At 55.1% G+C, this 23,534-nt stretch carries 25 protein-coding genes and 1 pseudogene; 9 read left to right on the top strand and 17 right to left on the bottom strand.

Features of this window, described 5'->3' with window-relative positions; translation table 11 throughout:
• Nucleotides 1–200 (bottom strand): annotated as a pseudogene (locus AC1MDE_RS22600) (acetyl-CoA carboxylase biotin carboxyl carrier protein); the annotation flags it as partial.
• A 254-nt stretch (nt 201–454) separates the two neighbouring features.
• On the bottom strand, nt 455–997 hold the full coding sequence (locus AC1MDE_RS22595; protein WP_058960235.1) for a chorismate mutase: 543 nt from the start codon (nt 995–997) through the stop codon (nt 455–457).
• 144 nt (nt 998–1,141) lie between these two features.
• On the opposite strand from AC1MDE_RS22595, the gene AC1MDE_RS22590 reads away from it, so the two are divergent.
• From AC1MDE_RS22590 to AC1MDE_RS22575, 4 genes are read left to right on the top strand one after another with little or no spacing between them, the layout of a single operon-like run.
• Nucleotides 1,142–1,714: a peroxiredoxin gene (locus AC1MDE_RS22590; protein WP_058960236.1), complete on the top strand. Its 573-nt coding sequence runs from the start codon at nt 1,142–1,144 to the stop codon at nt 1,712–1,714.
• 15 nt (nt 1,715–1,729) lie between these two features.
• Complete coding sequence (locus AC1MDE_RS22585) at nt 1,730–2,959, top strand: protein-disulfide reductase DsbD family protein (RefSeq protein WP_160867169.1); 1,230 nt, start codon at nt 1,730–1,732, stop codon at nt 2,957–2,959.
• A gap of 17 nt (nt 2,960–2,976) precedes the next feature.
• Nucleotides 2,977–3,528: a sigma-70 family RNA polymerase sigma factor gene (locus tag AC1MDE_RS22580; protein WP_058960238.1), complete on the top strand. Its 552-nt coding sequence runs from the start codon at nt 2,977–2,979 to the stop codon at nt 3,526–3,528.
• Entirely contained in the window at nt 3,521–4,150 is a 630-nt protein-coding gene (locus tag AC1MDE_RS22575; protein ID WP_480345105.1) for an NrsF family protein, read from the top strand. The genes AC1MDE_RS22580 and AC1MDE_RS22575 overlap by 8 nt, the downstream gene beginning before the upstream one ends.
• Nucleotides 4,151–4,265: 115 nt before the next feature.
• Here the strand turns inward: AC1MDE_RS22575 and AC1MDE_RS22570 are convergent, their stop codons facing one another.
• Nucleotides 4,266–4,661 carry a winged helix-turn-helix transcriptional regulator gene (locus AC1MDE_RS22570; protein ID WP_479401928.1) on the bottom strand — a complete coding sequence of 132 codons (396 nt, stop codon included), beginning with the start codon at nt 4,659–4,661 and terminating at the stop codon, nt 4,266–4,268.
• 100 nt (nt 4,662–4,761) lie between these two features.
• On the opposite strand from AC1MDE_RS22570, the gene AC1MDE_RS22565 reads away from it, so the two are divergent.
• Entirely contained in the window at nt 4,762–5,493 is a 732-nt protein-coding gene (locus AC1MDE_RS22565) for an SDR family NAD(P)-dependent oxidoreductase (RefSeq protein ID WP_480345104.1), read from the top strand.
• Nucleotides 5,494–5,609: 116 nt separating this feature from the next.
• Here AC1MDE_RS22565 and AC1MDE_RS22560 read toward each other — a convergent pair whose 3' ends face one another.
• Entirely contained in the window at nt 5,610–5,960 is a 351-nt protein-coding gene (locus AC1MDE_RS22560; protein WP_058960242.1) for a TonB family protein, read from the bottom strand.
• A 138-nt stretch (nt 5,961–6,098) separates the two neighbouring features.
• Here AC1MDE_RS22560 and AC1MDE_RS22555 point away from each other — a divergent pair, with 138 nt between their 5' ends.
• The gene (locus tag AC1MDE_RS22555) at nt 6,099–6,470 is read left to right on the top strand and encodes a hypothetical protein (protein ID WP_479403196.1); all 372 of its coding nucleotides are present in this window, start codon (nt 6,099–6,101) and stop codon (nt 6,468–6,470) included.
• A gap of 109 nt (nt 6,471–6,579) precedes the next feature.
• Here the strand turns inward: AC1MDE_RS22555 and AC1MDE_RS22550 are convergent, their stop codons facing one another.
• Complete coding sequence (locus AC1MDE_RS22550) at nt 6,580–7,647, bottom strand: SDR family oxidoreductase (protein WP_058960244.1); 1,068 nt, start codon at nt 7,645–7,647, stop codon at nt 6,580–6,582.
• A gap of 100 nt (nt 7,648–7,747) precedes the next feature.
• Between AC1MDE_RS22550 and AC1MDE_RS22545 the strand changes: the two genes are divergently transcribed.
• Nucleotides 7,748–8,650 (top strand): LysR family transcriptional regulator, encoded by a 903-nt coding sequence (locus AC1MDE_RS22545; protein WP_058960245.1) that lies wholly within the window; start codon nt 7,748–7,750, stop codon nt 8,648–8,650.
• Nucleotides 8,651–8,712: 62 nt separating this feature from the next.
• On the opposite strand, the gene AC1MDE_RS22540 is transcribed toward AC1MDE_RS22545, so the two are convergent.
• The 7 genes from AC1MDE_RS22540 to AC1MDE_RS22510 form a co-directional block, all read right to left on the bottom strand.
• Complete coding sequence (locus AC1MDE_RS22540) at nt 8,713–9,363, bottom strand: methionine ABC transporter permease (protein ID WP_058960246.1); 651 nt, start codon at nt 9,361–9,363, stop codon at nt 8,713–8,715.
• Nucleotides 9,347–10,447: a methionine ABC transporter ATP-binding protein gene (locus AC1MDE_RS22535; RefSeq protein ID WP_480345103.1), complete on the bottom strand. Its 1,101-nt coding sequence runs from the start codon at nt 10,445–10,447 to the stop codon at nt 9,347–9,349. The genes AC1MDE_RS22540 and AC1MDE_RS22535 overlap by 17 nt, the downstream gene beginning before the upstream one ends.
• Before the next feature lie 2 nt (nt 10,448–10,449).
• On the bottom strand, nt 10,450–11,250 hold the full coding sequence (locus AC1MDE_RS22530; protein ID WP_058960248.1) for a MetQ/NlpA family ABC transporter substrate-binding protein: 801 nt from the start codon (nt 11,248–11,250) through the stop codon (nt 10,450–10,452).
• Nucleotides 11,251–11,270: 20 nt separating this feature from the next.
• Nucleotides 11,271–12,632, bottom strand: coding sequence for an LLM class flavin-dependent oxidoreductase (locus AC1MDE_RS22525; protein WP_480345102.1), 1,362 nt, complete (start codon nt 12,630–12,632; stop codon nt 11,271–11,273).
• Nucleotides 12,629–13,831 (bottom strand): SfnB family sulfur acquisition oxidoreductase, encoded by a 1,203-nt coding sequence (locus tag AC1MDE_RS22520; RefSeq protein ID WP_058960250.1) that lies wholly within the window; start codon nt 13,829–13,831, stop codon nt 12,629–12,631. Before AC1MDE_RS22520 ends, AC1MDE_RS22525 begins: the two co-directional genes overlap by 4 nt.
• A gap of 9 nt (nt 13,832–13,840) precedes the next feature.
• Entirely contained in the window at nt 13,841–15,046 is a 1,206-nt protein-coding gene (locus AC1MDE_RS22515) for an SfnB family sulfur acquisition oxidoreductase (protein ID WP_480345101.1), read from the bottom strand.
• A gap of 331 nt (nt 15,047–15,377) precedes the next feature.
• Nucleotides 15,378–16,799 (bottom strand): hypothetical protein, encoded by a 1,422-nt coding sequence (locus tag AC1MDE_RS22510; protein ID WP_480345100.1) that lies wholly within the window; start codon nt 16,797–16,799, stop codon nt 15,378–15,380.
• A gap of 223 nt (nt 16,800–17,022) precedes the next feature.
• On the opposite strand from AC1MDE_RS22510, the gene AC1MDE_RS22505 reads away from it, so the two are divergent.
• On the top strand, nt 17,023–18,417 hold the full coding sequence (locus AC1MDE_RS22505) for an amidase (protein WP_058960253.1): 1,395 nt from the start codon (nt 17,023–17,025) through the stop codon (nt 18,415–18,417).
• Between the two features lie 117 nt (nt 18,418–18,534).
• Nucleotides 18,535–19,470 carry a helix-turn-helix domain-containing protein gene (locus AC1MDE_RS22500; RefSeq protein ID WP_058960254.1) on the top strand — a complete coding sequence of 312 codons (936 nt, stop codon included), beginning with the start codon at nt 18,535–18,537 and terminating at the stop codon, nt 19,468–19,470.
• Between the two features lie 12 nt (nt 19,471–19,482).
• On the opposite strand, the gene AC1MDE_RS22495 is transcribed toward AC1MDE_RS22500, so the two are convergent.
• From AC1MDE_RS22495 to AC1MDE_RS22475, 5 genes are all read right to left on the bottom strand, one after another.
• A complete protein-coding gene (locus tag AC1MDE_RS22495) occupies nt 19,483–20,073 on the bottom strand; it encodes an ANTAR domain-containing response regulator (RefSeq protein WP_058960255.1) in 591 nt (196 codons plus the stop codon).
• 128 nt (nt 20,074–20,201) lie between these two features.
• A complete protein-coding gene (locus AC1MDE_RS22490) occupies nt 20,202–20,906 on the bottom strand; it encodes an ABC transporter ATP-binding protein (protein ID WP_480345099.1) in 705 nt (234 codons plus the stop codon).
• Nucleotides 20,899–21,630 carry an ATP-binding cassette domain-containing protein gene (locus tag AC1MDE_RS22485; protein WP_166932726.1) on the bottom strand — a complete coding sequence of 244 codons (732 nt, stop codon included), beginning with the start codon at nt 21,628–21,630 and terminating at the stop codon, nt 20,899–20,901. The genes AC1MDE_RS22490 and AC1MDE_RS22485 overlap by 8 nt, the downstream gene beginning before the upstream one ends.
• On the bottom strand, nt 21,627–22,658 hold the full coding sequence (locus AC1MDE_RS22480) for a branched-chain amino acid ABC transporter permease (protein WP_480345098.1): 1,032 nt from the start codon (nt 22,656–22,658) through the stop codon (nt 21,627–21,629). The genes AC1MDE_RS22485 and AC1MDE_RS22480 overlap by 4 nt, the downstream gene beginning before the upstream one ends.
• Nucleotides 22,658–23,527 (bottom strand): branched-chain amino acid ABC transporter permease, encoded by an 870-nt coding sequence (locus AC1MDE_RS22475; protein ID WP_480345097.1) that lies wholly within the window; start codon nt 23,525–23,527, stop codon nt 22,658–22,660. The genes AC1MDE_RS22480 and AC1MDE_RS22475 overlap by 1 nt, the downstream gene beginning before the upstream one ends.
• Nucleotides 23,528–23,534 lie beyond the last annotated feature (7 nt).

Below are 23,534 nucleotides of genomic sequence, written 5' to 3'. Positions count from 1 at the left end.
GCGGCTGCAGGTGCAACGGCGGTCGCCAGCGCAGGCTGCTGCATCACTGGCGCAGCATAAGCCTGTTGCATGACCGGGTAGCCAGCGTTTGCAGGTGAACGGCTGATACGAACTGACTCTTCACCTTCAGAGATTTCCAGCTCGGAGATGCCGGACTCTTCAACCAGTTCGATCAGTTTCTTAATTTTACGAATATCCATGAAAAACTTTTCCTACGCGTTATCAACTCGCAGCAGTTATAGCAGAGGGGATTCTTGAGCAGGACATAGGGAGTTCAGTTGGGGTTATAAGGAAAAGGTGGCGGAGTGGATCGTTGGTCATCTGAATTTTATCCCCACCTGAGGATAATGGATGCTTTATCCCCACGTGGGGATATCGTGGATAATATTGCAGTCTTAAAGGTAAACGACATATTAGGGAGGCGTAATCTTGTTACGCCTCTTATGAATAACCGTTACTTCTTCAGACTAATTTTCTGCAGGGCTTCCCACAGCCGCGTTTTATCACCCTGTTCCAGATTCGCTTGATCAAGCGTGTGCAGAAAGGCGGCTTTATCGATGAAGGGTTTTCCCTCGGCTAACTGCGCACGGATCCCACTCAGAATGCTGGCGCTCAGCACATTAATTTTGCTTCTGACCTGATCCAGCGGCAAAGGCTGCCAACCTTGTTCAGGTGTGGAGAGCCAATCTGCGCGATAGCGATATTGAATCGCTTTTGCTGCATCCATCTGAGCCTGCACAAAGGGTTTCACAGACTCGCCCGCTAAGCCCAGCTTTTCGGCTTGCTGCACAGCACTGGCCAGCACTTTTTCTTCTTGCGGCAGATCTTCAATCGCAAGATGATTGGCGGCTTTATAACCGGCCACATCCTTCATATAGGACAGGCGTTGATTGATCAGGGAAGCCACATCGCTATCAATGACAGGTGCCGCCAGCGCGGTGGCCGAGCAAGATAACCCAATTAACAAAATGATTTTACTGAAATAATTCCGATTCATCTCTCTTAGCCTCTTTTTCCATGAGTCACATTGCGTCGCTAATTTAACTTTTTTTTACTGGCACCGAAACCTTTCCGCCTCCTCCAGCGAACTGATGTATTGAGTCACTAAAACCGGACCTCCCTTACATCGCAGGAGCAGATAATGAAATCGTTCAAAACCCTCGTTTGTACTCTGAGCATTACCGCCGCATTGGGCCTTTCTGCCACCGCTTTTAACGCCAGCGCTGCGCTGCCGGTTGGCGCAAAAGCACCAAATTTTGAACTGCAAGGTGCATTAGCCGGCAAACCATTGACCTTCTCGCTGCAAAAAGCGCTGCAAAAAGGGCCAGTGGTGCTTTACTTCTTCCCGGCCGCATTCAGTGCGGGCTGTACGATTGAAGCGCATGACTTCGCCGAAGCCACCGACAACTTCACCAAAATGCACGCCACAGTTATTGGTGTGACTGCAGGCAATACCGATCAGGTGAGCGATTTCTCTAAACTGGAGTGCCGTGACAAATTCGCTGTTGCCGCCGACCCAGGTGCTAAAGTGGCCGCTCAGTATCAAACCACCATGCAGATGAAAGGCAAAACCCTTTCCGATCGTACCTCTTATGTGATTGCGCCTAATGGCGACATCCTGCTGAGTTACACTGATAGAAACCCGGATACGCACATTGAGAAAGCCCTCGCCGCCGTGAAGCAGTACGACGCTGCACATCCGCAAACTAACTAAGCAAAGAGGCCAGCGATGTTAACCGCCATGCTGGCCGCCTTTATTGGCGGCATCATTCTGAACTTAATGCCCTGCGTCTTTCCTGTCATCTCCCTGAAAGCGCTTGGCCTGTTGCGCCATACTGACAATGCCGCCAACGCGCGTCGTGAAGGTTTAGGCTTTTTACTGGGCGTGATCGTTACCATGATGGCGCTAGCGGGTATTTTGCTGGCCGCGCGCGCAGGCGGGGCCGCTGTCGGTTGGGGTTTCCAACTGCAATCCCCCCTGGTGATCGCCCTGCTGTCACTAGTGATCCTTGCCGCTGCGCTCAATCTGCTCGGCGTATTTGAAGTGGGCCTGTCGGTACAACGTGTAGGATCCGTTGAAATCAATCGCGGCGCCTTCTTACGTTCTGCACTCACTGGCGTATTGGCGATTTTGGTTGCCACCCCTTGTGCGGCACCGTTTATGGCTAGTGCGATTGGCTATGCCCTGGTGCAACCCCCTGCTGTGGCGCTGGTGATCTTCTTCGCCCTGGCACTCGGTTTCGCAGCGCCTTTCACACTGATTTCTCTTTTCCCTCAGCTGGCGAGATTCTTGCCTCGTCCAGGCGCATGGATGGATGTACTGAAGCGCGGTTTAGCCTTCCCGATGTTTGGCGCTTATGCCTGGCTGGTGTGGGTGCTCGCGCAACAGGCAGGCAGCGCGGCATTGGCTACACTGTTAGCAGCCTCAGTGGTGGTAGCATTCGCGGGCTGGCTATATGGGATGGCGCAACATCGCCGCTTTGCCGGTAAAGGCCATAAAGTGCTGTTCGCCGTGACCGCCGTATTGGTTATCGCCGTGCTGGCCCCACTGCCACAGTTAATTCAACCGGGCGCAGCGCTGGCAGGTGACCAGGTAGCCAGCCAGCTCACTAAAGAGAAATGGACACCGCAAGCCGTCGCCTCTCAACGTGGACACGGTAAAGCCATCTTTGTCGATTTCACCGCCTCATGGTGTATTACCTGTCAGGTGAATGAAAAAACCTCCCTTTCGACGCAGGCAGTGAAAGACGCGTTGGCAAAAACCGGTACGGTGTATATGGTGGCTGACTCCACCAAGTTTAATCCCGATGTCGATGACGCCATGAGCGAGTTTGGTCAGGGCGGACTGCCGATGTATCTGGTTTACCCCGCCGATGGCGGGCCGCCAAAAGTGCTACCGCAAGTGCTGACACCGAGCATTGTGGTGAATGCGCTGCAAGCGGCCAGCACCAAGGCGTAATTGTTTCAAGGCGGATTATGCAAGCAAGTGATAGCGCGCGCGAAAGTTGGCCCGCGCTAATGGAACAGGCGCAGGCGGGCGATCAACTCGCCTACACCCGACTGCTCAAAGCGCTAGTGCCGGTGATACGCGGGCAAATACGCCAACAACTCACCGACCAGGCATTAGTGGAAGATGTGATTCAGGATGTGCTGTTAACAGTGCATCGGGTGCGTCACACCTATGATCCTGCCTACCCGTTCTTACCCTGGCTGATGGCCATCATCTCCGCTCGCGCAGTCGATGCCCTGCGGCGGCGCGGACGACATCAGCAATGGGAAGTTCATGAAGAAACGTTAACTGAAGCCGCCATTGCGCCAGAAACACCACCGCTAGAGACGCAAGAGGAGCTGGCCAGTTATTTGCGCCAGCTTCCCTCGCGTCAACGTGAGATTGTTGAACACGTCCATCTACGCGAAATGAGCCTGAGTGAAGCGGCAGAACATAACAATTTAAGTGTGGCAGCGGTGAAATCGCTGTTGCATCGCGCGCTGAGTAATCTGCGTCGCTTTGGAGCACACCATGAATAATCATGACCTGTTAATCGAAAAACTCAGCCGCGACATGCAGCCCGTTCAACCGATGCGGCCGACTTATTGGCGTGTCTTGATGTGGCTGCTGCTGGCACTACCCTGCGGCATCGCCGCCAGTTTTCTGGTGCAGCGCACCCTCACCGACTGGTCACAACCCGGTGCGATGCGCGCGCTCATCCAGTTGGCGCTGGCGTTTGTGCTCGGCTTGTTCGCGATTCGTAATGCGTTCAACATGAGCATCCCTGGTCGCCGCAGTGTCAGTTGGAAAGTGCTGTTGCCGCTGGGTTTATTGTGGCTGGGCCTGAGCCTGAGCAGTATCCCGCACGCCGAAGTTGAGGCACATGATAATGACAGCACGCGCTGTTTTACCTTCCTGTTAGTGGTGAGCACACCGATGATGGTGCTGATGATTGCCAGTTTACGCAAGACACGTGCACTCCATCCGGTTCGCAGCCTGGCGATGGCCGGACTGGGCATATCCTGCATGGCCGTCACTATGCTGGCGTTTTGTCATCCGGTGCATCTGCACGCCATGGATTTTGTCATGCATCTGGCCGCCATTGCGGTGATTATCGTTATGACAGTGCTACTTGGTCGCCGCTGGGTAAGATTGGGTTGAGGCAATACTAGGACACTCTCTAATAAGAGTTAATACAGAAATTAAACGGCAGCGCAGCGTATATAAACTAATGCGCTGCCAATCTATCTCGTTTCCTAAAATAAAAACCCAATCCTTAGACCTCTTCCACTAATTTGTTCGCTTCCAGTTTTGTGAGGTCGTAAGCGGCTTGAGCCTGTTCCATCACCGGGCCGTACTCCATCGCCCAACTCGCCAGGGCCATAAAGGGTTGCTGCAGCGTCTGCGCTAAAGGTGTGATGCTGTATTCCACGCTCACCGGCGAAGTTGGTAGCACTTTACGGTTCACAAGACCATTGCGCTCCAGACGTTTGAGCGCATCCGCCAGTGCTTTATGGGTAATCCCCTCTAGTCTGCGGCGAATCTCATTGAACCTTGAGGGCTGTGTGCAAAGCACGGTGAGAATTAATATCGACCATTTATTGGTGATGTTTTCCAAAACAGGTCGGGTTTTACCGATATCAATCAAAGGTTTGTCAGTTTTCTCATTCATGGCGATATACCCGTATATATCTGATATAAACTAAGTGCGTAATTGATATCAAGTATAGTTTTTATATCATCTGGGTTCCACTCTTAAAGGAGCATTGCAGATGAGCAGATTAGAAAACAAAGTTGCCGTGGTACTGGGCGGCGCAAAAGGTATCGGTTTGGCGATCAGCCAGCGTTTCGCCAGCGAAGGAGCAACCACCTGGTTTACCTCCCGTCGTGAAGAAGAATTAGCTACTGCCAGCCGCAAGATATCCGGCATCGCGAAGCCATTACGCGCCGATGTTAGTCAGAACGAAGAGCTGGCCGATATTATGGACACCATCAAAAGCACGTCAGGCCATTTGGATGTGTTGGTGATCAATGCGGGTATGTCGGAATACGCCCGGTTAGACGAGATCAGTGAGTCTCACTACGAGCAGATTTTCGGACTTAACGTGCGCTCGCCGCTCTTTGCCTTACAAGCCGCGTTGCCCCTGCTGAAACCGGGTGCGAGCGTGGTTCTGATTGGCTCGATTGCGGATGTGATTGGCACGGAAGGCTATGGTGTTTACTCTGCCAGCAAAGCCGCTCTGCGCTCCTTTGCCCGCACCTGGACCCGTGAACTCGCCCCTCGCGGTATTCGCGTCAATGTGGTCGCACCCGGCCCTGTGGATACCGAAATGATGGCAGCAGCTTCAGAACAGGTTCGAAATGGACTCACCAGCGCCATACCGCTCGGCAGAATGGCACAACCGGAAGAGGTGGCGAATGCTGCGTTGTTCCTTGCCAGTGATGAAAGCAGTTACATTGCGGGCGCTGAGATCTGCGTTGATGGTGGATTGACCCAGGTTTAGATGCGGCATACAAACAGCCATCGCAGGACGGCTGTCACTTCATTTCAGGGCAGACACGGTTCGAAATCTGTATGCTTTTCTCACCACACCTTAGGCACTCCAGGATCACTCACCCATCACAACATCGAATCACTGATATTGGGCGGAGGACTCACGCGCATCACCACTTTCATTGGAATATTTTTAGCGGGATGGCCTTTTTCAAATCGCCACTTGTTCACCGCTCTTATAACCGCGTCATCAAACAGATGGTCGGGTGTGGATTGCACAATGCGCATTTCACTGACCTTCCCTTGCGCATCGACATCATAAAAAAATTGCACCTTTCCTTCGATATGATTCTTTGCAGCATAAAAAGGATATTCAGGCTTATCCATTCGCAGGGCTTTAGGCTGTGCTTTATTGGCGGATGAAGTGGTGCAACCTGATAATGCCAGAGTGAGAATGATGGGTATGACCTTAAACATAACAACCTCCTGTTGTTGAGAATCATTCTCATGTTATCATCACATGATATCAACAAGATAGCGCCAGTTTAGCGTAAAGAATCCTTCATTAGGCTTCTGCTAGCATGTTCATCCATCAAGATTAAGGAATAATCGTCGATGAAAAACATCGTATTTATCTACATGCCCAGTCCAACATTGTTCAGAACACCGGGATTCGGAGTGGGTGGCGGATTGTTTGCCTATTTTCGCGAAGATAAATATATCGCCGCAGTGCAGAAGGCGATCGATAAACGCCAATTGAACTGGCGCTTCACGCGCGACACCACAGAATCGAATATTGAAACGCTTATGGACGAAGGTGTTGAATTACTGGTCTGTGCACCCGGCCTGCGATTTATGTTTTATCGCAAGAATTTTGATAAGCAACGCATGGTGTTTCTCACCACCATGGAATACCTGAGTAACGACGTCCGGCCTGTAATGCGTAAAATACGGGAACGGGAAGACAGGGAAGATTTGTTGGACTAAAGGGCTCGGATACCTCATGTCGGATATTACAGCCCCAAAATAGTATGAGTTGTTGTTCATGAAGGTGCGCATTAATGCGCACCTGGAACACCGATCACAATGAATAAAACTACTGAGGAATCACCTTCTCCGCTTTCAGCCGATCAAACAGCGCAATAAACGAATCCAGCGTGGAACTATAGCCAGTGAATCCCGCTTTGCGGCTTTTGCTCATGTCAGTGAACGCTTCCATTGGACGCCCAAGATCCGCATCGGTGTGCCACCACGAAGCCAGCTTATTGATGTCCGCCTCACGCAGTTGTTCGCGCGCGGCAATTTCCCGCCATGCGTCTGCGGCCTGTTGCATGCGCCCTTCTAACGGCATCATCTGTGCAGGATACGCGGCGGCTTCAACGTTAAAGTAAGCGGCCAGTCGCGGCCACAGCCAGTTCCAACGGAATACGTCGCCGTTGACCGCGTTGAAGTCCTGATTGGCTGCTTCATCCGCCGTCGCTGCCCACAGCAGCTGCTCCGCCAGCAAACCGGCGTCGGTCACATCCGCAATACCGTTCCACTGTTCCGGCGAGCCAGGAAAGATAAACGGCCAGCCCTTCTCGCGACACAGCGTGGCATACACCGCCAGCGTCTGCCCCATATTCATGGCATTACCCACTGCATAACCGATGATGGTGTGGGGACGATGCACGCTCCAGCGATAGCCATATTTTCCGGCACCGGCAAAGATTTCATCTTCCTGCGCATAGTAGAAGTTATCGACCGGCTGGCGTCCCTGTTCTTCACGGAACGGCGTCACCGGCACAGCACCTTTGCCATACGCCTCAAATGGACCCAAATAGTGTTTCAGCCCGGTCACCAGCGCCACGTGCGCACCGTTCAGGCGCTCACCCAGCGCTTCAATCACATTGCGCACCATGCCGCCATTCACGCGAATGTTCTCTTTTTCGTTCTCCTGACGCGCCCAGACGCTAAAGAACACCGCATCAGGCTTCTCTTGTGACAGTGCAGTGCTGACCGCATTAGCATCGGTCAGATCTGCGGTCAAACTGCGGCAACCTTCGGGGATCGCGCCGCGTCCGCGTGACAATCCCGTCACCTGCCATCCTTCACTTTGCAGTTTTTCCGCCAGCGCTCGTCCAATGACGCCGCTGATGCCGACAATTAACGCCTGCTTTTGCATTTCAATTCTCCTCGGTTTCAGTAATCATTAGCCTAATAGAGAATTGAATTCCTATCTCTGGCTTTAATTCACATCATTCACAACCTGGATTCATGAATAGATGCACGATCAGCGCCTGAAAGACATTGTTCCCTTTGTAGCCAGCGTCGAGAGCGGCAGTTTCGCAGCGGCGGCGGAACGTTTGCACCTGACCGGTTCCGCAGTCAGTAAAAGCGTCACACGGCTGGAGACTCGTCTTGGTTCACGTTTGCTGGAACGTACCACGCGCAGTCTGAAGCTCACCGATGCGGGCAACGCCTACTACCAAACCTGCCTGCGCATCATGGAGGAGCTGGCCGAAGCCGAAGCGGTGCTGGCGGCGCAGCGCACTATTCCCTCGGGGCGATTGCGCGTGGCGGTGCCGAATACCTATGGCCGCCTTGGCGTCATGCCGGTGCTGATTCCGTTTTGTCAGCAACATCCCGAGCTGGAACTTAATCTCACCTTCTCGGATCGTTTTATCGATCTGTTTGATGAGGGGATCGATGTCGCAGTACGCATTGGCGGATCGCCGGACGTACCGGCCTCGCTTGGCTGCCGTCAGATGGGTCGCGAGCGCATGGTTTTTTGCGCTGCACCCGATTATCTGGCGCGCCATGGACGTCCTCACAATGAAAGCGAGCTATTGCAGCATCAGGCCATCATGTATGAACGTGTGGATGGCAGCAGTAAGCCATGGTTGTTTACCACCGCCGATGGGCATCCGCACTGGCGCAATGTGCCACACCGGATGGCGCTGGGCGACGTGGATGCACAAGTGCAGGCGTTGTGTGGCGGGTTAGGCGTGGCGCAGATGCCATCCTGGCTGGTGCGCGAGCCACTGGCGCGCGGTGAACTGGAGATCATCTTGCCGGAGCAACAGCCCGATGGATTGGCTCTGACGCTGATATGGCCGCGCCGCAAGCAGCTGTTGCCGAAAGTCGATGCGCTATTGACCGCGCTGGAGGAATTACAGATACGCTGAGGTGGGCGGCCTGAAGGCCGCACCCTACCGCAAAGGTGTAGAAATTGCGCTCCATTCATAGATCAGCGGTGATTTAACCGCCGCGACAGCCGATCACCACAAAATTGCAGCACCGTCACCAACGCCACCAGCACCACGATGACCGTCAACATCACCTGCATATCAAAGCGCTGATAGCCGTAGCGATAGGCCAGATCGCCTAATCCGCCGGCGCCTATCGCACCGGCCATGGCGGAAGCATTGATCATCGTCACCAGCGTGATGGTAAAGCCGCTCACAATGCCGGGACGCGCTTCCGGCAACAGCACATGCCAGACAATATGCCAGCGATGAAATCCCATCGCCTGTGCCGCTTCGGTCAATCCTTTATCCACCTCACGCAAACTCACTTCGGCGATGCGCGCAAAAAAGGGCGTCGCCGCTAAGGTCAAGGGCACCACTGCCGCCCACACGCCATAGGTGGTACCCACAATCCAGCGGGTAAACGGGATCAGCGCCACCATCAGGATCAAAAACGGGATCGATCGAAACAGATTCACTACCCATCCCAATACACGATTTAACAGCGGGCTGGGAAACAGGTCGCCGCGTCCCGTCACCACTAGAATCACGGCCATTGGCAGGCCAATCGCCAGCGCCAAAAGCGATGACACGCCGACCATCAACAGCGTATCCAGCAGCCCGGTCCATAAACGTTCAAGACTCAGTGACATAACCTGCAACCTCCAGTTGATCCGCTGATTCTGCCAGCAGGTCATACACCTGCGCCGCATCGTGATGGGCATCCAGCAACAATAGCAGTTGCCCGGTGGGCTTACGCTCAACCCACTCAACCGCGCTATAAATCAGCGTTAACGCACCCGGCACGCGTGCACTGATCGCCGCTAAGTCAGGCTGTGCGCCTTGCCCGCTATAGCGCAATCGCACCAATAAGCGTGAATCGGGCTGCTGGCGCGTCGGCGTCAGCAGCGGCTGAAGCGCTTCGGGCAGCGCCGAAAACTGCGGATTGAGCAACTGCCGTGTGGTCTCCTGCTGCGGATCGCTGTAGACCTGCCACACCGGGCCGCGCTCAATGATCTCACCCTGATCGATCACCGCCACCTGGTGACAGAGATCGTGCACCACATCCATTTCATGGGTGATCAGCACAATAGTGATATGCCGCTGCTGATTGATTTTCTTCAACAGCGCCAGAATTGAACGCGTGGTTTCGGGATCGAGTGCCGAGGTTGCTTCGTCACACAGCAACAACTCTGGGTCGTGCACCAGCGCGCGCGCAATGCCGACCCGCTGTTTCTGTCCGCCAGAAAGTTGTGCAGGCCATGCGTTTTGGCGCTCCTCCAGCCCCACCAGCGCCAGCAGTTCATCCACCTTCTGCCGCCGTTGTTGCGCGGGCACGCCCGCTACTTTCAACGGCAACTCAATGTTTTCTCTTACCGTTTTCGCCGACAGCAGATTAAAGTGCTGGAAGATCATCCCGGTACGACGACGCCACGCCACCAGTTCGCGGTCAGTTAAACTGCTAAGGTCGATACCATCAATCACCACCGTTCCCTGGGTGGGCTTTTCCAGACGATTTAGGCAGCGGATCAGCGTGGATTTTCCCGCGCCACTGCGGCCGATAATGCCAAAGATCTCACCGCGCTTAACCTGCAAATCGATCTCTTTCAGCGCCTCCTGCGCCTGTCCGGCATAGCGTTTGCTCAGCGCATGAATCTGCACGTGCACCTTGCCAGCCGCATCCACGGTAGGCGTCAGCAGCGCATCACGCTCGCCGGGAATCGTCAGGCTCACCATCCTTACTGGCTCCAGCCCGGCTGATACAGCTTGCCGTAGAAATCATCCAGTTTGGCGCGTACTACTGGGGAGTGCTGGTAGATATCGACAAACTTTTTCAGGCGCGGATCGTCCTGATGGCCTTCGCGCACCACGAACTGAATCACATACTCAGGATGTTCAAGGCCATCAAACAGCAGCGCATTGTTCGGATCGATGGTTTTCGACAAACGCAGATAATGTGGATAACCCTGCGCAAGGTCGACTTCATCCAGCGAACGCGACAGCTGAACGGCTTCGACTTCGATGATCTTCAGATGCTTCGGATTGCTGGCGATATCATCCACGGTGGATTTGAGGCCTGCACCCGGCTTGAGGGTGATCAATTTCGCTTTCTGCAACAGCAGCAGCCCGCGTGCGCCATTAATCGGGTCGTTGGCAATCGCCACCGTACCGCCGTCCGGGATCTGATCAATAGCCGTGTGCTTTTTCGAGTAAAGACCGATGTTATTGATGATGGCCGGGGCATAGGGCACCAGGTGGAAACCGCCCTGCTGATTGGCGTTTTCAAGGAAGGGTTTATGCTGGAATAGGTTCACATCAATGTCGCCGTTCTCCACGCTGACATTCGGTGCCGTCCAGTCGGTGAACTCCACCAGCTGCACGTCAAGCCCTTGCTTTTTGGCTTCAGCCACGGCGGTTTCCAGCGGCGGCGCGAAGGCGGCTGTCGTACCCACTTTCAGCGGTCCGCTATAATCATTGGCGGCAAACGCGCCGAAGGTCAAAATCGAGGCGCTGAGCGCCAGTACCTGTGCAATCTTCATATCAAATCCCTGAGGTTAAATTAACGAATGTTTTGAGCGGACCGCCAGCGCGCCGCCGGATGGCGATCGGGCAAACGGTCCTGCTGCTGGAATATTTTTTGCCGCAAGCTGCCAGGCTGATAGGCGGTTTTATAGCGGCCGCGCTGTTGCAACTCCGGCACCACCAGATCGATAAAATCACGGTAGCTTTGCGGATTCAGGATGCGCGTCAGGTTAAAGCCATCGATGTCGCCTTCGTCGATCCACTGAATCAACGCATCCGCCACCTGTGAAGGGTTGCCGACAATCAGCGGATAACGGCTGCCCATGGCGTGCTGCTCCAGTAAGCGACGGCGTGTCCAGCCGCTGAACGCCTTACTCACCGATTCAATGGCACGCGTGTCGCCGCTTTGGATAGGTTCATCCAGACCAAACGCCGCCAGATCCAGGCCAATCGAACTGGAGAAGTGTGCGATACCCGCTTCCGGGCTGGCATATTCGAGATAGCTGCGATGCTTTTCCTGCGCTTCGCGCTCAGTGGGGGCGACAATCACGCTGACACCCATAAAAATGCGCAGATCGTCAGCCTGGCGCCCTGCTGCCACCGCCGCCTGGCGCAAACGTTTGGACTGCTCGCGCATCGCCGCCGGTGAGGCCGCATTGACAAACGAGCACTCAGCGTGGCGTGCGGCGAATTGGACGCCACGCGTCGATGAACCCGCCTGAAACAGCAGTGGAGTACGTTGTGGTGAGGGGCTGCTCAGGTGATAACCCTGCACCTGATAGAACTCGCCTTGATGGTTGATTGCATGGATCTTGCTGGCATCGGCGTAAACCCTTTTGGCCTTGTCAGCTTGTAATGCATCATCCTGCCAGCTGCCTTCCCACAGTTGATAAGCCACATCGAGAAACTCATCGGCCTGATCATAGCGGCGGTCATGATCCTGTAACTGCCTCTGGCCCATGGCACGTGCTGCGCTGTCGAGATAGCCGGTGACAATATTCCAGCCAATGCGTCCCTGAGTGAGGTGATCGAGCGTCGAGAAACGGCGGGTAAACGGATACGGCGCTTCATAGCTTAGGTTAGCGGTGACACCAAAACCGAGATGCTGCGTGACGCTTGCCATGCCGGAGATCAGCATCAAAGGATCGTTGACCGGCAACTGGATCGACTCGCTGGCTGTCAAGCCGATGCCCTGCTGATACACATCGTAAACACCGAGAATGTCAGCAATAAACAGGCCGTCGAACAGGCCACGCTCCAGCAGCCGCGCCAGATCCAGCCAGTACGTCAGCGAATTGAAATCCACCGAACGATCGTCTGGATGCGTCCACATCCCATGATGGATGTGCCCGACGCAGTTCATATTGAACGCGTTGAGCAGGATCTGTTTCTGGCTCATATTGTCCCCCGGCGCGGCGGCAGCACATCGTTGAGCAGATAGTTGCCAATCGCCGGATATTTCCAGCGCACCGGATCGTGCAGCGTGTGAGTGCGCGCATTGCGCCAGTGGCGATCGAAATGATGCTCTCGCAAGCTGGCGCGCGATCCGCCCAGCTCAAACAGCAGATTGCTGGCTTCCAGTGACACTTCGGTGGTCCAGGCGCGCGCTTTCGCCACCTCTATCGAGGCACGCGCAACGTTTTCCGCCGTTGATTCATGCTGCGCGGCGTCTACCGCGTCTCCAGCAACCGCCAGCAATGCATCACCGGCACTCAGTCGTGACGCCAGCCGGCCAATACGATCCAGCGTGAGCGGATCTTCGCTAGCCTTTGTCACGCCGCTGTCTGGCCACGGCCGCGCACGTTCACGCACAAAGCTCAGCAGGTCGTTAAACGCTTCACGCGCGATACCCTGATCCACTGCGGCATGCATAATCTGCGCGAACGGGCCAACGGTGGTCGGTCGCTCAAACGCGGTCTGGAATGGCACCACATCTTCTGCGGCAATTGCCACGTCTCGGAACTGCACGCTGCCGCTGCCGGTGGTGCGCTGTCCAAAACCGCTCCAGTCATCAATCACCGTGACACCCGCTTGATGGCGCGGCACAAACACCAACTGCTCTTTGCCGTCATCGGCCAGCGCTAGCGTGGGGATACGATCGGCGAACAGCGCGCCCGTGGCATAAAACTTATCGCCATTGAGGCGCAGTCCCTCAGCTTGTTGGGCGATCGCCGTGGTGCGCTGGTGCGCGGAAGGCGAGCTAAACTCCGCTAAGGCATTACCCAAATGCACTCCGGCTAATACTTCAGCGTACAGTCGCTGCTGTTGCGCCTCGCTGCCGTTAATCCGCAGCACTTCCAACGCATAAAAATGATTTTGAGGCACCTGGCCGATTGAGCCATCTGCTGCACTGAGAATCACGAAAATCTCAGCCAGTTCGGCGGTGGAAATGGCGATGCCGCCATGTTCTCGCGGCACAGTGATGGCACCGAGACCCGACTGAAAATAGCGCTGCAGTTCTGCATGCGGTAGCTCACGCTGGTGATCACGCTGAGCCGCACCGCTGCGGAAACGCTCAGCGAGAGCGTATGCGACATCCAGCGCCTGTACCGCGCTGCTGATACGCTCCGCACGCTGTTTTGCGGAAACCTGCGTCATGAAGACTCCTTAAATCCAGGCATGACGCGCAGGCAGCACGTCGTTGAGGTAATAGTTTCCGATGGCGTGATGCTTCCAGCGAACGGGATCGTGCAGCGTATGGGTGCGCGCATTACGCCAGTGGCGATCGAGGCCATGACGCAGCAGCGTGGCGCGACTGCCGCCCCATTCCAGCAGTTTCTCGCTGGCGCGCAGCGCAACATCAGTGGTGAGCACTTTAGCTTCTGCCACCGCAATCGAGGCGCGCGCGCAGTTTTCAGCAGTGAGTGACTGCTGATCAACGCTATCAATCACGCGGGCGGCGCGGGCCAACAGCGCATTGGCTGCACTCAGCTCGGTGCTGATGCGCCCAACGTCGGCGAGGATATAGGGATCGTCGGCATTACGACTGACTCCCGCATCGACCCATGGACGGGAACTGCTGCGCACAAACGCCAGCGCCTCATCCAGCGCACCCTGCGCGATCCCGGCATCAATGGCAGCCTGAATCAGCTGAGACACCGCACCGCGCAGCGTGGGTTTATCGGCTGTAGGTAATGGCATGGTTAGCGCCGCCTCCACCGTAACCTGCTGCAGTTTCACCGTGCCGCTGGCGGTGGTGCGCTGTCCGATGCCTGACCAGTCATCAATAATTTCCACCCCGACAGCAGGCAGTGGAATAAACGCCATCACCGGCTGCTCACCATGAATGGCGGTAGTGGCAAGCACGTCCGCAAACAGTGCGCCAGTGGAGTAGAACTTTTCGCCAGTCAGCCGCAAACCTTGTGACGTTGTCACCAATCGGGCCTGCACATCTCGCGTGTGTTGGGTATTTTTTTCCGGCCCGCCATTACCCAGACGTTGACCCTGCACCACTTTGCTCAACAAAAACTGCTGCTGTGCCGCGCTGCCTTCGCCAAGAATGAATTGAATTAAACCAAAATGATTTTGCGGAATTTGTCCCAGAGAAGGATCGCTGGCTGCGATCACCCGAAAGACTTCCGCCACGGTCTGAAATGACAATCCGCCACCGCCATATTCGCGCGGCACACTAATACTACCGAGCCCCAGTTGGGTGAACTGATTGAGCAGTTCCCGCGGATAAATACGCTGCTGGTCGCGTTCTATCGCGCCGCTCAACGCCAGCTCTGCCAGATGTTGTGCGGCGGCGATGGCCTCTGCATCTGTGGTTATCACCGCAGTGCGTGGCGTTAAGGAATCACTGTTTTGCGTCATTTTTTATTTCACTTTTACCGCGCAGTGAATAACAAGCCCGCTCTGTCGTTCGCAGCGGGCCATGGAATAAATAAAGAATTGAACGGGATATTAATCAGGGGGGATAAAACAAGTAAATAGCGTGAGTTATGCTATATCTGGCAATCCGTTGCCACTAATCAGATATACCATCATCAAGCCCTGGGATAATAAGGTATACGCGGAGAACGGCAAGCGTGCTGCAAATAAATGCCGGGGAAAGTCTTAATAGCAATTAACACTAATGTTGGTTAAAAAACGCATTAACAAAATAAAATGCCCAGTATCAAGATGACGGTACTGGGCATCGTGTTTAATTTTCCGACTCAAACAGTGCGCGGGCGTAATTCTGTGAAGAGACCCTTTTCTCGCTGTGCGGGATCTCCACGCTATCGATAAGCTTGGCTTGCTGATAGCTTTTCACCGTCTCATGCTGCGTGAGTTGCTGCGTAGTCTGTGCTGTCAGCTCACCTTTTTTGTTCTGCGAAACCACGGTCTGGCTACGCTCTTCATCGTCAATCAGATGATAGCGGTAATTTTGAGATGACTTAAGTGCCGTCAGTTTCGCTGCCCCGTCTGAATCCAGTGCGGTGTGGAAACTGGCTTTGAGTTTGAACAGCGTATCCTGTGTCAAATCCTGGGTATCAGTGTGCTGTTGCGAGCGGGTTTGCTGCGCGACCTCTAAAGAGAAAGTGTCCTGCTCATCCGGTTTATAAGGATTATCAGAGCGCGGCGTCTGCTGATAGCTGGCGGAAAAATCGGCCAATCCACTAATGGCACCGTTTTTAGCGGCATTAGCATCAATGGAGATCACTCGCTGGGTATTCACGCTGTGGCTTGCCTGTCCTTGCGTGGTATTCAGCGCCCGGAAGCTGGCTTTGAAGAGATTCAGCATGTCGCGATCGCCGTGCCCACGCGTTGCGGCCTGATCCATTTTGGCAGACCACTGATCGAGTGCGGCGGCCTGCTGTTCGGCGCTGCCTGCCTGAGTCAGCTTTGACACATCAGTATCGAGTTTGATACTGACATCCCCGTTGTGAAAACCGAGCCAGCGCTCTTTATCATCTGCGTGAAGGTTGAGGGACTGCGACACATTGTCGCCATTACGCAGATCGGTCTTCAAATCGACACTTTTCAACTGCGAGGTATCAAACTTCATCAGGTCGCTGATATCTAGCTGAGTTGTCCCTGCGTCCAAACCGTCCAGCGCTTTTTGCAAACCGTCGGAGAGTTGGCTGATGGCTGTGGCCTCATCACTGTTGAGTTTACCCCCACTGGTATTCAGCTCCACCACCAGTCCGCCCTGCTGGCGGGTGATTTGCAGACTCACCTCAATCCCCGATTGTGTGGTCACGGTGAGTGCCACCGCGCTCTGACTGTTGCTGGTGCCGTTGGCTGCTGAGGTTGCGGGCACGCTTAGCGTGACATTGTCACCACTTTGAACCAGGCCCTTAAGTAAACTGCTGCCGATACCGTTCATACCAACGCCGCCCGATTGTGACGCCGCGTTGAGTTGCGCCTGTAAATTGCTGGTGATCGTGCCGCTACTCTGTACCTGTGCTGGCACAATTTTATAGATGGCGGCAATGGCCTCGCTTGCTTCACTGAAGGTCACTTTCGTGGACGCTTCAGCCTGTAAGTGGCTTTGTGCTGCCTTGCTGTTTGCGGTGGTAGTTACGCTTGAACCCGCAGAAATCAGGTTGCGTAGAACGCCGTTGCCAATCCCATTTAGCATCAAAATAATCCTTCTTGTGAACTATTCCTGAAGGTTATCGGCATCATATCGCCATGCTTTAACGTTCCCCTACGGTTAACGCCAGCTCCTGATAGGCCGCTGGCACTTCTGGCACAGCATCTGTCTGCCTAAACACAGCCGAACCCGCGCGTCTGATTTACGTTGTTGATCAACACATTGTCTACCGTACAGGTAGCCCCCCTTGAACAGAGGTAAAGTCGCGATGAATAATCTGCATTACAAAAGCTTGCTGGAAATTGGACGCCTGATTCAGTCTGGCGACATCACCTCGGTAGCGGTCACTGAATCACTGTTAACGCGCATCGACACACTGGATAGCGATCTGCACAGTTATTTCTACGTGATGCGCGACAGTGCGTTAAAACTGGCGGCAGAAGCGGATCAGGAAATCGCGGCAGGCCAACTGCGTGGTCCGTTGCACGGCGTGCCGATCGCGTTAAAAGATCTGATCTGGACCAAGGATGCGCCCACCAGCCACGGCATGATCATCCACAAGGATCACTATCCGGCGGAAGACTCCACAGTGGTTGATCGTTTCCGCGCTGCTGGTGCGGTGATCCTCGGCAAGCTGACGCAAACTGAAAGCGCCTTTGCCGATCACCATCCGGAAATCACCCGCCCTAATAACCCCTGGGGCAGCGCACTCTGGACCGGTGTCTCCTCCAGCGGTTCTGGCGTCGCTACTGCGGCTGGACTCTGTTATGGCGCGATTGGCACCGATACCGGCGGCTCCATTCGCTTCCCGTCAAATGCCAACGGACTGACCGGCATCAAACCCACCTGGGGTCGCGTCACGCGCCACGGTGCCTGTGAGCTGGCGGCGTCGCTCGATCACATTGGACCGATGGCACGCTCTGCAGGCGATGCCGCTGCGATGTTGCAAGCCATTGCCGGGCGCGATGATAAAGATCCGACCTCCAGCAGCGAGCCGGTGCCGGACTACCTGGCGTTGATGACGCGCGGTGTCAGTAAAATGCGCATCGGACTGGATGCGTGCTGGGCGTTGGAAAAGGTGGATGCGGAAACCCGTGCCGCGCTGGAATCAGCGATAGCTACCCTGACATCGCTGGGTGCCACCTTCGTGGATATCACCGTACCAGACACGGAAAAAGCCGCCGCCGAGTGGAGTGCGCTTTGTGCAGTGGAAACCGCCCTGGCGCATGAAGAGACCTATCCGGCGCAGAAAGATCAATATGGTCCAGGATTATCTGGTCTGCTGGATCTTGGCCATCAGGTCACCGCATTGGAGTATCAGCGCCTGCTGCTGAGCCGTGCGGCACTGCGTGGCGATATTTCTGCCCTGTTCAGCAAAGTGGATTTGATTCTGGCCCCCGCCACCGCTTATGCCGGATTAACCTGGGACACCATGACCCGTTTTGGTACCGATCAGGCACTGTTTAACGGCGTATTGCGCTATACCAGTGCATTTGACGCGAGCGGGCATCCGACCATCACCCTGCCATGTGGCATGACTTCCGCCGGTGCACCCATTGGTTTCCAGTTAGTGGCGGCCCATTTCGATGAAACCGCAATGATTCAGGGCGCCTGGGCTTATCAGCAAGTCACTGAATGGCATAAAAAACATCCTGCTATCTAAAGCTGCTTATTTTGGCCGCACTGCATTTCGCGTGCGGCCTTTTCATGTCGATATGGCCTGAAACTTGCTTGGTTTGTTGTGATTTCACCCTTTTCGCCAGGTTTAGGGGATGTTGCCATGAAAGAAACGTTCACCACGGATCACTTAGATAATCGCCACCGCTTTGATGCCTGGCGCGATGCCGTCTGTTCACGCTTGATTAATGCCGAAGCGCGTCAGGTTAATGCCGGTACTTTTTCCGGCAGCTTTGGTTATTCCATGCTGGGCCATGTCGATATCGCACACCATGTGTCCCAAACCGCGCTGGTGTGGCAACGCACCACCGAGTGCATTCGCCGCCATCCTAATCATGATTTTTATCTCGGCTACGTTCGTTCCGGCATCGGGACATTGCGGCAAAACGATAACCAGTCACGGGTGAGCGCAGGGGATGTGGTGATTTACGATGCCGCAACGCCCTTTGATTTCGCCATGGATAACGTGGCCATCAATATTGTGCATTTGCCCCGTCAGATGATTGAAAAAGAGGCGCCAGCGATTGCCCGGCTTGCGGGGAAAACGCTGGATCTTAGTCGTCCCGGAATGACCTCACTCAAGCAATTACTGGAAGAGGCATTTGTCTTTAACGCGGAGAGTGAGAACACCTTTCTCGCGGAACAGTTCGCCAATACGTTGATCAATATGATCTCGGTGAGTGTCAATTTGCAGAAAGGCGATGACGCACTAAAACCGGATCTTTACTCGCGGGTGGTGAGTTATTTACGGCAAAATCTGCAGGAAGCGGACCTGACCATGGCGCAAATTGCCAATGCCCATCATGTTTCACCGCGCACCATCAGCCGCGTGTTTGCTGCACACGGCACTACGCCGATGAATTTTGTCTGGCAGGAGCGCCTGCTGGCGTGTCGCAAAGCGCTGGCCGAAGGTAAAGCGCGCAACATCACTCAGGTGGCGCTGGATCACGGCTTTAGCGATATGTCGCACTTCAGTCTCGCTTTCCGCAAGGCGTTTGGTTACACCCCAAGCAGTCTGCTGCGTCAAAGCGAGGTGTAACGGCGCTTTGTTTTACCCTTTCTGCAACTGACTGATCACACGCTCAGCAGTAAATTCCAGGCTGCTGCGCGTGTTCATCGCTTCGGTACGCATAAAGCGATATGCCCCCGACTCATCCAGACCGAAAGTCTGCATCAACACGCCTTTAGCCTGTGCCAGTCGCTCATTTCTCATTTTACGCTGTTGGCGAGCCTGCAGTTCACCCCGCAACTGGACATTCTGCTGGGCGGATTGCCAGGTGCCGATGATCTGCACAATCAAGGCAAAGGGGTTTAGTTCTCGCTCGGCGATAGCAGCGGGTTGCAGTTTCATTAGCAGCGGGAACAGGCGCGCATCGTGGCAGTTCGCCAGGGCAATCACCGGTGTGTGATGCTGTTGCAATGAACGAAACAGCGGCGTTAATACCGCCTCGTGGTGATTTTCAATCGCCACCAACAGCAGTTGCGCGTCAGCCGGACGTTCGGCGACAGGCGGCCAGCTGTGTTGTGCGTGACAACCGATTTGCGTCAACGAGGCACAAAAAGCCCGCACGCTTTGCGAATCAGGATGGAAAATATGCAACCGCACACCCGCAAGCGTTTTCAGCAAAGATGGCTCATTCATGTTTCACCCGTGTGCATTCTGAAGTTCGAAGCATCACGTTAGAGGAGTCAGGCAATCGATGCTGTGTTGCTGCTGCCGGGTGCTGTGTCAGGCGAGACAGGGCATGCACCCCGTCCCGCTTGACCGATTTAAGCGTGAAACCCTAAAAACTGCTCCGCCACACTGGCACTCGGCTGGGTGCGCGGATCAATCTGCTGCACGATCTGCCCTTTTTCGATCACATGAATCCGATCCGACAGCGCATACAGAAACTCGATATCCTGCTCCACCAGAATGATCGAGATATCCATTTCATGGCGTAACCGCTGCAACGTCTCAATGATCTCATCACAGATATTGGGCTGGATGCCTTCGGTCGGCTCATCCAACAATACCAGCTGTGGTTGCCCGCAGAGACAGCGCGCCAACGCCAGCAGTTGCTGCTCGCCGCCCGAGAGCGCCCCGCCCGGTTGAGCCAGTAAACGTTTCAGGCGCGGGAAAATCTCCAGCATCTGCTCAATGATCTGACCCGCGCGCGAAAAGTGCTTCACGCAGCCCATGCGCAGGTTCTCTTCCACAGTCAGCAGCGGGAAGATTTGCCGCCCTTGCGGCACAAAACCGATGCCGGCCGCCGCCCGCTGGTGGGCCTGATAGCGCGTGATATCAATGCCGTTGAGCGCGATTGTTCCCTGCCAGGCAGGTAGCTCTCCCATGATGGTGCGCAGCAGCGTGGTTTTTCCCATGCCGTTACGTCCTAACACACCGGTGAAGGATTTCGCCCCGACAAACAGCTCGGACAAGTGCAGGACCGGAATTTTGTTGTAGCCCGAGACCATCTCTTTTATTTCAAGCATGTTTAATCTCCAGATTGCCGAGATACGCCTCTTTCACCAGAGGATTCTGCGTCACCTCGCGGAAAGTCCCCTCCGCCAGCACCGCGCCCTGATTAAACACCGTGACCTGCTGCGCGATCATGCTGATGAACTCCATATCGTGCTCCACCACCACCACAGTGCTCTGTTGATTGATCGCTTTAATCAGCTGGGCGGTTTTACGCACTTCCTGATGCGTCATGCCTGCGGCGGGTTCATCCAGCAACACCAGTTGCGGACGAGAAATCAGGATCATCCCTAACTCCACCCACTGTCGCTGCCCGTGCGCCAACTCCGAGAGCACGGCATCCTGATGATCTTCCAGTCCGATATCGTGCAACACCTGATCAATTGCGGAGGACAGAGCCGCTTTCGCCAGCTTATTGGCTGCCGCCTGCCACAGATTCTCCCGAACACTCAACCCTTCAAAGACGCTCGGCACCTGAGTTTTGATGCCGATACCCAACCGGGCAATATCCCACGGGCGTTTGCCGGAGATCACTTGATTGCGGTAGCGGCACTCACCGCGCGTGGGCGTTACCTGACCGCTGAGCATTTTGAAAAAGGTGCTTTTCCCCGCGCCGTTCGGGCCGATCAAGCAGCGAAGCTCCCCTTCATGCAGGGTGAAATCCACCTCCTTCACCGCATGCACACCACCAAAACTGACGCCCATTTTGCGGGTTTCCAATAGGACTGTTGCCGTCATGGTTTCACCTCACTCACCGATGTGCGGGTTGCAGGCAGCGTGTTCGGACGCTTGCGTCGCCACAGCCGTTGTAAGGTCGGTAAAATGCCTCCGGGGATCAGCAGCACAAACACTGCCAGAATCACGCCGAGCACCAGATTGACATCCACCGTTTGCTGCGCGCCCAGCCGCGTCACCATCCACTGCAACAGCACACAGCTGATCACCGGACCGATCAACGTGCCGCGCCCCCCGACAATCACCCAAATGATGATCTGTGCCGACTGACTGATACTAAACACCCCGGGGCTGACAAAGGCACCCCAGTTGACGTACAGGCATCCCGCTAACCCGGCAATCGCCGCGCCAATGGCAAAGGTGACGAGCTTATGTGCCGGCACGTTGTAGCCGAGCAGTCCTGCGCGCTTTTCGTTTTCCCGAATGGCCACCACCGTTTTGCCAAAGCGGCTGAGCAGCACAAACTTCAGCAGCGCATAGCAGAGCGCCAACGCACCGGCGGTCACCATAAAGATCGCCTCCGGTGACAAAATGGCATCTGGCTGGAATGGCATGTTGAGTGTCGGCACTGACGGAATACCATTGAACCCACCCAGCAGCGCTTCGCCGATATGGTATTCACTGCCCGAGGTGGAGTTTACCCAGTTAAACAGCACCAGGCTCACGGCTAACGTGATCGCGCCGAGGTACACATCACTGACGCCACCGTAGAAGATCACGTAACCCAGCAGCAGCGAGAACAACGTTGGCAAGAGAATCGCCATCACCACCGCCCATGTGGAGTCGCCCCAATTAATGGCACAGATGGCGTAGGTGTAGGCCCCCAGCCCAAAAAATGCCGCCTGACCAAAACAGAGGATGCCGCCGTAGCCCCAGATAAACGCCAGGCTGAGTGACAACAGTCCCATCACTAAAAACACCGTAATAGAGAGCAAGGTGTACAGCTCAATCACGCCAGAGAGCCAAAACGCCAGCAGGATCAGCATCAGCGCACTGAGCACAATGCGCACTTTTTCCGAAAACAGTTTCATTACAGCGATCTCCTGAAGAAGCGCCCGGTGATGCCCTGCGGCAGCAGACGCAGCAGGACAATGGCACTCAACAGCAGCGCCACCGCACCAAACACCGGCGTGGAGAGATAGGTCACCAGTTGCGAAATGGTGCCAAACAGCGTGGAAGAGGTCAGCGTGCCGGCGATGATGGCGCTACCGCCGCCAATCACCGTGATAAAGGCCTTGGCAATAAAGCTGACGCCGATGGTCGGTATCACGCCGGTGATCGGTGCCAGCAGCGCGCCCCCCAATCCGGAGAGCGCGGCTCCCAGACCGAAGGTCAGGCTGTAGATTTTACCGGGATTGCTGCCTAGCGCCGCCGCCATGCGCGCATTCTGCATGGTGGCACGCGCGCACAATCCCAATGTGGTGAAGCGCAGCAGCAGCCACAATGCCGCCACCAGACACAGCGCAAACACAATCATAAACAGTGAGTAGCCGCTGGTGCTGTAACTGCCCACATTCACACTGGGCAGCGGCGAACTGATGCCGAGCGTGGTGTTGCCAAACAGCATGGTCGCGGCACCGATCAACGCCAGACTCAATCCCCAGGTGGCCAGCATGGTGTCGATCATCCGGCCGTACAGATGACGAATAATGACGCGTTCAATCACCATGCCAAACACGCCAACACAAAGCGGCGCAACCACCAGCATGGAGATCCAGATCGGCACGCCAAAGTGGTTAGTGGCCATAATGGCGCTGTAGCCGCCCAGCATCATAAATTCGCCGTGCGCCATATTGACGATTTTCATCATGCCAAACACCACCGCCAGCCCCAGACTCATGATCACCAGCACCGCAATGGCATTCAGCACTTCGATGCCATAGATAATCGACAGATCCATTAGCGCC

The sequence above is a fragment of the Pantoea folii genome, assembly GCF_056678875.1.
Note: the sequence above shows the minus strand (reverse complement) of the source record. Positions and strands in the feature narration are given on the sequence as shown.